General features: G+C 43.4%; 11 protein-coding genes. 9 read left to right on the top strand and 2 right to left on the bottom strand.

Annotated elements, in window-relative coordinates; genetic code table 11:
• The first annotated feature begins 17 nt into the window (after positions 1-17).
• Positions 18-1910, top strand: coding sequence for a DnaJ-like cysteine-rich domain-containing protein (locus L2747_RS10385; RefSeq protein ID WP_248998962.1), 1893 nt, complete (start codon positions 18-20; stop codon positions 1908-1910).
• Between the two features lie 127 nt (positions 1911-2037).
• Positions 2038-2670, top strand: coding sequence for a 5-formyltetrahydrofolate cyclo-ligase (locus L2747_RS10380; protein ID WP_248998961.1), 633 nt, complete (start codon positions 2038-2040; stop codon positions 2668-2670).
• Here L2747_RS10380 and ung read toward each other — a convergent pair.
• Positions 2654-3322, bottom strand: a complete 669-nt coding sequence (ung, locus tag L2747_RS10375; protein ID WP_248998987.1) for a uracil-DNA glycosylase — start codon at positions 3320-3322, stop codon at positions 2654-2656. The genes L2747_RS10380 and ung overlap by 17 nt on opposite strands.
• A 252-nt stretch (positions 3323-3574) precedes the next feature.
• Here ung and L2747_RS10370 point away from each other — a divergent pair, with 252 nt between their 5' ends.
• The 3 genes from L2747_RS10370 (at position 3575) to L2747_RS10360 (ending at position 5132) form a co-directional block, all read left to right on the top strand.
• Entirely contained in the window at positions 3575-4132 is a 558-nt protein-coding gene (locus L2747_RS10370) for a type II secretion system protein (protein WP_248998960.1), read from the top strand.
• Between the two features lie 65 nt (positions 4133-4197).
• Entirely contained in the window at positions 4198-4731 is a 534-nt protein-coding gene (locus L2747_RS10365) for a type II secretion system protein (RefSeq protein WP_248998959.1), read from the top strand.
• A gap of 74 nt (positions 4732-4805) precedes the next feature.
• Entirely contained in the window at positions 4806-5132 is a 327-nt protein-coding gene (locus L2747_RS10360; protein WP_248998958.1) for a DUF3144 domain-containing protein, read from the top strand.
• 423 nt (positions 5133-5555) lie between these two features.
• Here the strand turns inward: L2747_RS10360 and L2747_RS10355 are convergent, their stop codons facing one another.
• Positions 5556-6170 carry a LysE family translocator gene (locus tag L2747_RS10355; protein ID WP_248998957.1) on the bottom strand — a complete coding sequence of 205 codons (615 nt, stop codon included), beginning with the start codon at positions 6168-6170 and terminating at the stop codon, positions 5556-5558.
• Positions 6171-6455: 285 nt separating this feature from the next.
• On the opposite strand from L2747_RS10355, the gene L2747_RS10350 reads away from it, so the two are divergent.
• From L2747_RS10350 to L2747_RS10335, 4 genes are all read left to right on the top strand, one after another.
• The gene (locus L2747_RS10350) at positions 6456-6998 is read left to right on the top strand and encodes a thioredoxin family protein (protein WP_248998956.1); all 543 of its coding nucleotides are present in this window, start codon (positions 6456-6458) and stop codon (positions 6996-6998) included.
• Positions 6999-7122: 124 nt separating this feature from the next.
• Complete coding sequence (locus L2747_RS10345) at positions 7123-8580, top strand: sigma-54 interaction domain-containing protein (RefSeq protein WP_248998955.1); 1458 nt, start codon at positions 7123-7125, stop codon at positions 8578-8580.
• 232 nt (positions 8581-8812) lie between these two features.
• Positions 8813-10225 carry a cytochrome c oxidase accessory protein CcoG gene (ccoG, locus tag L2747_RS10340; protein WP_248998954.1) on the top strand — a complete coding sequence of 471 codons (1413 nt, stop codon included), beginning with the start codon at positions 8813-8815 and terminating at the stop codon, positions 10223-10225.
• A 557-nt stretch (positions 10226-10782) separates the two neighbouring features.
• A complete protein-coding gene (locus L2747_RS10335) occupies positions 10783-12381 on the top strand; it encodes an AMP-binding protein (protein ID WP_248998953.1) in 1599 nt (532 codons plus the stop codon).
• The last annotated feature ends 80 nt before the right edge of the window (positions 12382-12461 follow it).

The following is a 12461-nucleotide window of genomic DNA, read 5'->3' as shown; positions in this document are numbered from 1 at the left end:
TAAATAGGAAGTATGCCGTGAGCCAATTACAGCAATTTCAAGACTTTATTAGAACTAACGGTGAAGAACTCACCGGTGTAGATGTACCCGTTGTATTAAGCGATGAGCAAGCTAAACAGCCTCAACTTAACTTTACCTTTGGCTGGCGAATTGAAATTGGCGTCAACTCCCATAGCCATGGGGGACGACGTCCTGCAGGTATTAGCTGTGGTACATCGTCAGATGCAAGCCATGAAGCAAACCAAGCAGCTAAAGAGTATGTCAGTGGCCGAGACCCACTGTTTAACGAACGCTTTATCAAGATCCTTGGGCCGGATATTAGCAAAAACTTTTTAATCAAAAATACTGGCTTAAACTCAGCTCCTAATACCTATGTAGGTCAAGACATTTGTAGCAATTGCCGAGGCTCTGGTTGTGTAAGTTGCAGCAGCTGTAATGGCCGAGGAAAAAGTAGCTGTTATTCTTGTAGTGGTAGCGGCCGTGTCAGTGTGAGTAAGTACGACAGCTACAACCAACGTACGGTTTACACTACAGAGTCTTGCTCATCATGTTGGGGCAGCGGTAAACAAACCTGTTCAACTTGTAATGGTAGCGGTGACGTCACCTGCCGTACCTGTGATGGCAGCGGTTACTTATATTACAGCTACACTATCGATGGCGAAGCCAAGCGCAGCACTAGATGGAAGCATACCAGTAGCGATTACCATGAATGGACTGGCGATTTTATCAAACGTACCGGCCTTAACGTAATCCACGGCTTTAACGATATTACCGAAGTAGATGTTGAAGGCGACCTTGATGGTTGTACCTTTGTGTATGCCTTTAGTGCTATTTTGCCAACACTGCAATTCACGGCAACTATCGACAAAGTCGACACTAAAATGTGTTTTGCCGGTAAACAAAATAAAACTCATGACGCCGGTGGTGTTTATGATCCAGCAGTGTGGAAAGTCGCCCAAAAGATGGGCGCGGGAGATAAAAAAGACGACACCATTGCCCTTGCCACGCCTGCGATTAAAAATATCGTAGAAGCCGATACGACGAGCAGCAAAATTGGGTTATTAGAGGAGAATTGGGTATCGACAGATATCAAAGATGCCGTAGTAACCAACTATAAGACTTTGGTGACCCAGCTTAAGAAACAAAGCGTAAAAGGCATTGTCCCTAGGATGTTAGGCGCTGTAGTTAAATATGCCTACCTATTCTTTACCTTAGGTATACTAATAGCGCTACTGTTTCCACAGTTTGCAGAGCAAACTCAGGACCGTGTAGGCTTAATGCAATACCCACAGTGGATTGTCGCACTATTAAAGGGTGACTTTGCCCTGTTTGGAGTCCACCCATTAGCCAACTATGCCTTTGTCATAGGTCTGTTTATCGCAAGTTACCAGCTGATAAAACGCTGTTATTGGAAGAACATTGGTAAAGCTAAAACTTATGCTCTGGCATTAGGTATTACTCTGTTGCTGCCTCACATTGGCCTGAGCTTGTTTTATAATACCCTAACAGCGTTTCAGTATACGCCCGCTCTCGTAAATGCATTAGCTGGTGGCGCCTTATTTGTAGGGCTTTATTTATTAGTTATTGGCTTCAGCTGGCCGAGCAAATGGTACCTAAAGCCTATTGGTTTAATTGTTGCTGCAGCATTATACGTCGCCCTTCAATTTGGTATCGCTATGCTCAACGGTGCACTTGGCATAGTGCCGGCTGAAGTGAAGTACGTTAGAGGTATCGGCCAAATTATTGAGCCAGCATTAATGTTTATGAGCCATAACTTAATTGAACTGGGTTTATTGACTATATTGTGTAGCTACTTCTTAACTCGTCGACGTTTTTGGTTAAATGCCAAAACAGCCGTGGCCGACTACAACAGTCCAGTACTGCTTAAGTCGATGAATATGGAGCGTTAAAGCTACTTCGTCACGAGAAATAGTTTAATCGATGCCGCTTGGTTCTTTAGCACTAAGCGGCATTTTTGTACCGGTAGCTTTTAACCACTCTGAAAGTTAGACTATTTATCAAAAGGAGTCGTCTTAAATGCCAGCAAAAACGCACAACAGTATTACCCCTGCAAATCGCAAGCAGATCCGCGCCACGATTCGTCTCGCGCGCCAAAGTTTGTCGGCCGAGCAGCAATTTGCAGATTCAAAGCAGGCCACAGATACCTCTTTATCGACCATACTCAAACTTAACGCTCGCCGTGTAGCACTTTATCTTACCAATGATGGAGAGCTTGATACCAAGCCATTAATAGAGATGCTTTGGCAGCATAATATTGCGGTATACCTGCCACGATTACACCCCTTTAGTGCGGGCAATTTACTCTTCCTACGCTATCAAGCTGATAGTGTATTAGAGCAAAACAGTTTAGGTATTTGGGAACCAAAGTTAGATATCACGCAGATGATGCTTACTCATCAACTAGATGTAGTGATCACACCATTGGTCGCCTTTGACAAGCACGGTAACCGCATGGGGATGGGCGGTGGCTACTACGACAGAACCCTCGCTAACTGGCAAAGTATCGGTAAACCTTTACCGATAGGTTATGCCCACGACTGTCAGCAAGTCGATAGCCTGCCCTGCCAGCATTGGGATGTGCCGTTACCTATGATTATTACTCCAAGTGCAGTGTATCAATATTCAGATAAAGTTATACCTGCCAGTTGATTGGGGCTTCACCTCGAGCTTGTAAAAGCTGATTAACTTTAGAGAAATGCTGACAACCAAAAAAACCACGATAAGCTGATAATGGCGATGGATGTGGCCCGCTAAGAACCTCATGCTGCGGCGCATCAATCCCCTTACCTTTTTTAATCGCATGAGCCCCCCACAACACAAAAATAATCGGCTGGGGCTGCTGATTAAGCAGGGTTAATGCGTTGGCGGTAAAAGTTTCCCAACCTGATTTAGCATGGGAATGCGCCTTGGCTTGCTCAACCGTTAATACGGTATTTAACATTAATATTCCTTGCTCAGCCCAAGCGCTTAAGTTGCCGTGTTCTGGAACCATAAAGCCATCAATATCGGTAGCCAACTCTTTGTACATATTGACCAAAGAGGGCGGCGTTTTTACGCCGTGTTTAACCGAAAAACACAATCCATGAGCTTGGTTGGGGCCATGGTAAGGATCTTGGCCAATGAGTACTACTCGCACCTTATCAAGAGGCGTAGCATCAAAAGCAGCAAACACTTCATTTTCAGGCGGAAAAATGACTTTACCCGATGCCCGTTCTGCATCAACAAATAGCTGTAAGGACTTAAAATATTCTTGCTGCTGTTGCTCTTTAATAAAAGTCGACCAACTACTATTAACTGCCATCATTAACCTCTAAATAAAACCTGTAAAGCTGAAGAAAGCCAAGTTTACCATGTAAACAAGCTCACCTTCCTGTAATTAGCCGGCAAAACAGACAACCAAACAGACGGAATAAACGCATAAACAACACCAACCAATACAACAAACTGCAAACTTTAATACCCAACAAGCAATCAAGTAACCAACCTTTGATCATTGGTATTAAAACTTGTCAGTGTTAATATAGCCACCTTATTACGAATTGATGATTTTATAATGCAAGGTTTAGGTCCATTAACAAAACAACAGTTAGGTTTTACGCTTATTGAACTGGTTGTGGTGATCATTATTTTGGGCATTTTGGCGGCTGTTGCTGCACCTAAATTTCTCAACCTATCTGAAGATGCACAAGTTGCACAAGTTAAAAACACTGGTGGAGCTTTTAAATCAGGCATTAACTTAGCGCGCTCGGTATGGGCTGTAAAAGTGGGGAGTGGTCCTGCTGAAAACTTGCCAGTATATGGCGACACTGATGATACCCATGTTGATTTTAATGCTAATGGTTGGCCTGCTCAGCATTTTTATACTGATAATGAAGCCTCACCTCAGCTTGATAATGTTGATGATTGTATTTCAGTATGGAAAATAGTACTGCAAAATGATGAGCCTACGGTATCAGATATAAATGCCTCTGATGAAACCGATTATAAAGCTCTATATGATGGACGTGTGCCAGCAGTCTGTATCTATCAGTACTCAGATAATACAAATTTATCGATAACTTACGACTCTAATCACGGTAGCGTTGTGGTGGACTCGGATCCTAACAGCTAATATTGAATCTATAGCGCTCGCTCGTTAGCGATAAAATTAAGATTGAAAGAATAAAGGAATTATTCATGCCTACAAAAACTGCAAGCTTGGGATTTACCCTAATTGAGATGGTCGTGGTGATCATCGTCTTAGGGATCTTAGCAGTTGTGGCTACGCCAAAATTTATCAATCTAAAGCAAGATGCTCAAATCGCAACAGTCGAGGCAACTGGCGCTGCATTTAAAGGTGGCATCACTTTAGCAAATGTAAAATGGGCGTCTAAAGGTGGCTCTGGCCCAGTTGATAATTTGCAAGTATTTGGCGATGGCAGTAACGGTCAGCTAGATATTAATCAATGGGGCTTTCCTGCGCAAAACTACCCACCATTTGAATCGAGCCCAAGGTTAAATAACGTTGCTGATTGTATGTCTGTATGGCGCACGATTATGCAAGAGCCCCCTGTCGTCACCAGCTCTCCAAATACTGATGGTGCAGAATACTTTGCCACTTATATTGGCCCAGACCAATGCCGCTACTTCTACTTACCAGAGCAAACCATGTCTATCTATTACGATTCTCGTGACGGTAGCGTTATTACCGATTCAGATCCCAATAGTTAATATCAATGATTCATTAATGTCTCATTTAAGTTAGAATCGAGACACTATCCTAGATAAACAAGAGCAGAAGCAAGATGTCAGAAGCTAAAAAAGAAACCACCATTTTTGAACTAGCCGATCAATTCATTGCATTGGCAAACGAACTAGCAGGTAAAGAACAAGATGTCGGTAAAGTCGGCACAGCTATGCGTTTCGCAGCTGCTCGCTTCAACGCATTTGAAGCTTCTTTAAAATCATCTGATCTAGCAGCAGAAAAAGACAATGCTCTTGCATGGTTTACCGATGAATACAAAGCCATGCTTGCGGATAACCTTGAAGACCATATCAAAAACCCTGTGCAGTCTCGCGAGCCTGAGCCTGAAGCAGCTAAAGATGATGCGGTGCAAGTATTTAACTCATAAGCATCTGTCGCTAATTCACTTGAGTTAATTACTGATCCAATAAAAACGCCATCATAATGATGGCGTTTTTTTATGTGTTGCTATTGGCACACATTATACCAATCAGTATAAGAAGTTGATCTACTCAGAGCGTTTTTTGGCAACTAGTTCAAGGCGAATAGATGAAAGAATGGTTATTCCCTTGTGAGGCTGTTCAACGCAGAAGTAGGCAGCCAAAAACGCTCCAGAATGACGAGTTTTAGCGATTCTGATGCTGCGATTTTTTACAAAAAAAGAGTGAGCTTAACCCTAGTTCAACTATGCTCTTCACTCGCAGCGAGCTGCATGGATGCAGCGAATGTCATTAAAGCAGGAGCACTTAATGACCTTGCCTCAGAAGCGCTAAATTCTCGCTGAGCGACCAAATCTTTATACTGATTGGTATTAAAGCGACACAATCACCCGCACTGCCAGCAATATCAGCACCACACCCGACAGTTTATCGATTAAAGCAGATTTCTCTCTAAGCTTTGGCAACACAGCTGAATGCGATAATATTAGCGCGATTAATGTGTACCACAAACCATCAATGACCAATGGCGTCAGCACAATCAATGCTTTACCTGTCATGTTGTCTGCCACCATTACGAACTGGCTAAATAGCGCCAAGAAAAATAGCATGATCTTAGGATTAAATAGCGAAATAGCTAAACCATCACGCGCTGCGGTTAATGCATCAGTTGATTCACCAGCTGCGAGTTTATCTGACATACCGCCTTTAGAACGTAGTGCCTGTACCCCCATATAAGCCAAATAAAGTGCACCAATAATAGCAATGCCGTTAAACACCATTGGGGCTTGTTTCAGTAATACCGCTAAACCCAATAAGGTTAGCAAGGCATAAACGCCAATGCCGATTGAATGTGCCCAGGCACAAATAATGCCCTTACCGCGGCCACCACCAAGAGTGTGTCTCACCACCATGGCTAAACTCGGTCCCGGTGACATTGCGCCTAAACAACAAATTGCTAGCAAACCTAGCCAAGCACTAAAAGTCATTTTATCCCTTGTGAATACCCAGCCTATGGCCAGTAATTAAGTGGCAACAATATATATTAATAACCCCTTACTGACCAACTTGGTTTATTACGACCATAAACAGACACCTTACCTGCAATATTCAATGCATTAGGCGAGAGTTACTCAGGTTATTTTCATTTAACTGGTGCACAATAGTGTTAGCTTGGGACAGTGCGTGCATTAATTAAGCTGGCTACAATTGCTACTGCTTTATTGTTTAGGCGCCTAACACTGTAGCCCTTAGATAATTTTTTTGGAGTATTGATGGATACGATTTCAATCAGCATCGCCATTTTTTTCAGCCTACTTTGCTTAAGTATTGCTTCACTTATCTGGCTCAAAATTAAAGGCAGAATCATCCCTAATGGGGTAATTGTGGTTTTAGGGTTTATGACAATATGCGTCGGCAGTGTATTTGCCTTTATTAACTATGGCGAAGACTATGAAGCATATAAAAAGCTGCATTGGCAAACCTTAACTCCGAGTCAAATTGAGCCACTTGTGGATCAAGGTTATACCGTATTTGTCGATGTCACCGCGGACTGGTGCAATATCTGTTATGCCAATAAAGTCGGCGTAACCCACAGAGAAAAAATCGTTAATGCCTTAGCGGCTGACAAGATTATTTTAATGCTAGGCGATTGGACTGAGCCTAACGCCATTGTTGAGGACTATATGCGAACTCAAGGGCGAGGCGGCACACCATATAATAAAGTCTATGGCCCAGGGGCGCCCGACGGCATCATATTACCTACCCAGCTCACCATGGAATCTGTCCTACAAGGGCTACAAAAAGCCAAAGGCTAGCTCTGGCTAACACATTAGCAATATTAGAGATTAAAAATAAGGTCACGTTATTTCGTGACCTTATTTTTTTGCCCGCCATTTTTCCGTATACTCAGAACATTAACTCCTCTTTATTAGGCTGCTTATGTCTGCCATTAACCTTAAAGACAAAACCAACCACGACAACTTTTTACCAGAAAACCAACTGATCTTAAACGCAGTCAGCGAAGGGATTTATGGGTTTGATCTTGACGGAAATGCGGTTTTTATTAACCCTGCGGCTGAACGAATGACAGGTTGGGTTTCGGCAGAATTGCTTGGCAAAAATATTCATGATTGTCATCACCATAGCCATAGCGATGGCAGCCACTACCATAAAGATGATTGCCCAATTTACAACACATTATTAGACGGCACAGCTCGTGAGATCAGCCATGAAGTATTTTGGCGTAAAGATGGCACTAGCTTTCCTGTGCACTATACATCGACCCCAGTATACAAGGATGGGGTGATGATGGGTGTAGTCGCGATATTTCGTGATATAAGTATTCAAAAGCAAACAGAACGCTCATTAAGGCAAGCACTTGAGCAAGTGCAAGCGCTATCTGAAAAGCTGTCTTTTGAAAATCAATACTTACAGCTTGAGCTTGCCGATCGTACTGGTGATGTAGAAATATCCGGTAATAGCCAGCCAATTAATCAACTCATTCAACAGATTAAATTAGTATCAAACACGGAGAGCACTGTACTCATTAGTGGTGAAAATGGCACAGGCAAAGAGCTTGTTGCTCGTAACCTCCACAGATTAAGTAATCGTGCCGATAAACCGCTCATCAGCGTTAACTGTGCCGCCTTTTCAAGTTCGCTATTAGAAAGTGAGCTGTTTGGCCATGAAAAAGGCGCATATACCGGTGCCACCAGCCGCCGCAAGGGTCGTTTTGAGCTTGCCCATCAAGGCACGCTGTTTTTAGATGAAGTGGCTGAGCTGAGTTTAGAGGCGCAATCTAAGTTACTTAGAGTCATTCAAGAACAAGAGTTTGAACGTGTAGGCAGCAGCCAAACCATCAAAGTTGATATTCGTCTTATCACAGCCACTCACCACGATTTACTTAAGCGTGTCGAGCAAGGTCTGTTTCGTATGGATCTGTATTACCGCTTAAATGTATTTCCAATTGTGGTGCCACCACTGAGGCAGCGCTTGAGCGATATTCCAGAGTTAGTCAGTCACTTAATCCAAGATTTAAACCGTAAACTGGGTAAAAAAGTGAGCCAAGTCAGCCAAAAAGGCATGCAAAAACTAATGCAAAATAGCTGGCCAGGAAACGTTCGCGAGCTGCAAAATGTGCTGGAGCGGGAGATGATCCTAGCCCATGGCCCAGTATTGGAGTTTAGCCAGCTCACAATGTCTGCACCACTTGATAACCCACAAACTGTTGCCAGCAATCAAACACTGCAACAGGTCGAACGCCAGCATATCATTAATATTCTAAAGCAGACCCAATGGCGGATCTCGGGAAGTGGTGGTGCCGCTGCTGTACTTGGTTTGCCGCCAAGTACTTTGCGTTCACGTATGAATAAACTGGCAATTGTTCGGCCAATTTAGCATCTGACTAAATCAAGCACGCTTTCTATTCTTAGCTTCAAAGATCGCGATATATCGCCAACACACGATATATCGCCATCCACGTAAAACATATAACAAACAATACTGTTTAAAATCAATAACTAACACCACTAAAAACTTGGTATAAGGCTTGCAAATACAGTCAGTAACGATATTGCCACGCTGCACTAAAAGTGCTGCGAACACAGAATGCGTCCTGTAGAGAAGCCTTATGCAAAAAAATAACGTGAACAACACGATAGAGAGTCCAGCTCAAGCGCAACGGATCCCCGTAACTGTAATACCGAGTCAGCCAGCTAACCGAAAGATCCATATCCGTGAGCAAAAAGGTCAGTTTCAACAGCTAAGAACTGGCATGAACAGTTTGCTAGTAGCGCTCTTTTTTCTGCTACCGTTTATCTCCTACGATGGTCGTCAGGCGATATTATTTGATCTGAGCCAGCAGCAGTTTATCTTTTTTGGCACCACATTATGGCCGCAAGATTTTACGATTTTGGCTTGGGTGTTTATTGCTGCGGCATTTTTACTGTTTTTTATCACCGTGTTCTGGGGGCGAATTTGGTGCGGCTACCTTTGCCCACAAACCGCATGGACCTTTATTTATGTGTGGATAGAAACTCGCATCGAAGGAAACCGTAATAAACGTTACGCCCTAGATAAAGCACCTTGGAGCACAGACAAACTCAAGAAGCGCGCTTTAAAACACAGTGCCTGGGGCGCAGTAGCCTTGCTAACTGGTTGCGGCTTTATTGCTTATTTCGTGCCTGCTCGAGAGCTCTATGTCGACATTTTCAGCTTTGGTGCAAGCTTTTGGGTAACTATATGGGTTTGGTTCTTTGCCATATGCACCTACTTAAACGCAGGCTGGATGCGCGAGCAAATGTGCTTACATTGCTGCCCTTATTCACGCTTTCAATCGGTAATGTTTGACGCCAATACCAAAACCGTAACTTATGATGCCACTCGTGGTGAGAGCCGAGGTCCACGTAAGCGCAATGAAGCTAGTTCATTAGGTGACTGTGTTGATTGTAATCTCTGTGTCGATGTGTGCCCGACAGGCATAGATATTCGAAATGGCCTGCAATATGAGTGTATTAACTGCGGCGCTTGTGTTGATGCCTGTAATCAAACCATGGAAAAATTTGGCTATCAACAGAACCTTATCAGCTATACCAGTGAAAACACGCTAGCCGGCAAAGCGGAGCCCTTTTATGAATCATATAAATTCATAGGCTACGGGGTTGCAGCGCTAATCATGATCACTGTCATTGCTGTCGATATTTATAATCGCAATAACATTGAGCTCAATGTACTACGCGACCGACAAACCCTGTACCGCGAAACTTTAGACGATAAAATTGAAAACAGCTTCACCCTTAAGATCCGCAATAAAACCCAGCAAGCAAGACTTTATCGCATATACGTGTCTGGTAATAATGGCTATAGAGTAATGGGTGATGTAAATTTGAAAATTAAGCCCGGAGAGCAACTTGATTACCCAATTACAGTGGTTGCAGAGCCTGAACAATTACCAAGTGGCCGCAATGAAATTACCTTTACCGTGGCGGAGCAGCACAACTATGGCCAAGCCTCACAAGAGTCGAGTTTCTTTGCACCTATTTAAGTTCAGGATAAAGGTTATAGAATCTAGGTCCTAGGGCGCTTCGCCGCGAGAACGGCCTGCGCCCTACTAGGAAAAGCAAAAATCACTACCTTTAGCGTTTCTTTGCTTTTCCGACCTTTCCTCTTTGCTTAATCTTTTTCTAGGACCTTTCTTTGTACCTAGAACCTATCTTTGCATTTCCTAGAGCCTTAGACTTTGCTCGTCCTGTAAGCGAAGCGTTCTGTAGTGACGTAGTCATGTTCGACTATTCTAAAATCGCCTTAGCTTTTATCGTCTTTGATTGAACCGTCTCTATTTTAACCGTCTTTGCTTTAATCTTTTCCTAGCACCTAGAACCTTTCTTTACCTTTCCTAGAACCTCCCCCTCTTCACATTTAGAGCAAAAAGTCTAATCCTTACAAACTGATACCCATCGATTCAATACAATTAGCAGGAAACAATTTATTTCAACTTCGCCCATTGACCTTTCTGCTAGAATCGCACTAATCTAAACGCCTGTTTGATTTTATATAAGCATCAATCACCAACAATCAACACACTAGCTAAAGGGTACTTCAATGGCTTACGACTCAGACTTAACGCTCGATCTCTCACGCTATGCATCGCTTATCGATCTGATTGAACTTGCCAGTGCCCGTTATGGCGACAAAGCAGCTTATTCATGCCTTGGTAAAGAAACGAGCTTTAATGAAATTAATCGCTACTCTCGCCAATTTGCTGCTTATTTACAGCAAGAAACGAGTTTAGTGCAAGGCGATAGAATTGCTATTCAGCTGCCCAACATTACCCAATTTGTTATCGCCGCTTACGGCGCTATCAAAGCTGGAATGGTGCTGGTGAATACCAATCCTCTCTATACCCAGCGTGAACTGATTCATCAGTTTAATGACTCCGGCGCTAAAGTCTTAGTGGTTCTATCAGATCTACTGCCTACACTGACTGAGGTAGTAGAAAAAACAGGTATTGAAACTGTTATATCTACCCATGCGATGGACTTAATCGCGCCGCAACCACAACCTGAAGTGCCTTTTGCAACAGTACCTTTTTGCGATGTATTGGCAAAAGGCGAGGTGCTAACCTACGCGCCAGTGATCAGCGTACTTGGCCAAATAGCGGCACTGCAATACACAGGCGGCACAACAGGGTTGTCGAAAGGTGCCATGCTGACTCACGGCAATTTAATTGCCAACGCGATGCAGATTAAGTCACGCTTAGGTAGCCGAATTATTGAAGGTGAAGAGATCTTCGTCGCACCGCTCCCTGTGTACCATATCTATGCCTTTATGGTGAATTTGGTGCTTTATTATGAGCGCGGCGGCTGCTCCGTTTTAATCCCTAATCCACGAGATATTGCGGGTTTAATCTCTACGTTATCAAACTATCCATTTACTGGCTTTGCCGGTCTTAACACTCTATTTGTTGGTCTATGCCATCAGCCTGCATTTCAAGCGCTAGACTTTAGTCACCTTAAAGTCACCATTTCTGGCGGCACCGCCCTTACCCAAGCTGCGGCAAGCATTTGGCAGCAAACAACGGCTTGCACCATTTCTGAAGGTTATGGCTTATCTGAAACCTCGCCAGTGGTATCACTTAATTCACCTGGGCTTGAGCAACTTGGTACTATCGGCAAACCGGTGATCGCCACCCAAGTTAAAATCCTCGATATGGATGATAATGAAGTTCCTATTGGTGAAACCGGTGAGCTTGCCGTATTTGGCCCGCAGGTAATGCTAGGTTACTGGAACAACCAAGCTGAAACCGATAAGGTCATGACCAAGGCTGGTTTCTTTAAAACCGGCGATATTGCGGTAGCGACAGAAGATGGGTTTCACAAAATTGTCGACCGTAAGAAAGACATGATTATCGTCTCGGGTTTTAATGTTTACCCTAATGAGGTGGAAGACGTTTTATCAAACCATGACAGCATATTAGAGTGTGCCGTGATTGGCGTTAACGATGATCGCAGCGGTGAAGCGGTTAAAGCGGTTATTGTATTAAGCGATCCACATAGCGATATAGAGCAGGCTAAAACGGTAATTGAATACTATTGCCGCGAACAACTTACCGCGTATAAAGTACCAAAAATCATTGAATTTGTTAGTGCCCTACCCAAATCTACCGTAGGTAAGATTTTAAGGCGCGAGCTACGTAAGTAGCTCCAAGGTAAAAGTTACGTAAGTAGCTCCAAGGTAAAAGTTACGTAAGTAGCTCAAAAGTAAAAGCGACATAAGCTGCG

The sequence above is a fragment of the Shewanella marinintestina genome (assembly GCF_023283845.1).
Taxonomy (GTDB): domain Bacteria; phylum Pseudomonadota; class Gammaproteobacteria; order Enterobacterales; family Shewanellaceae; genus Shewanella; species Shewanella marinintestina.
The sequence above is the reverse complement of the archived record's forward strand: the minus strand, read 5'-3'. Positions and strand labels throughout refer to the sequence as shown.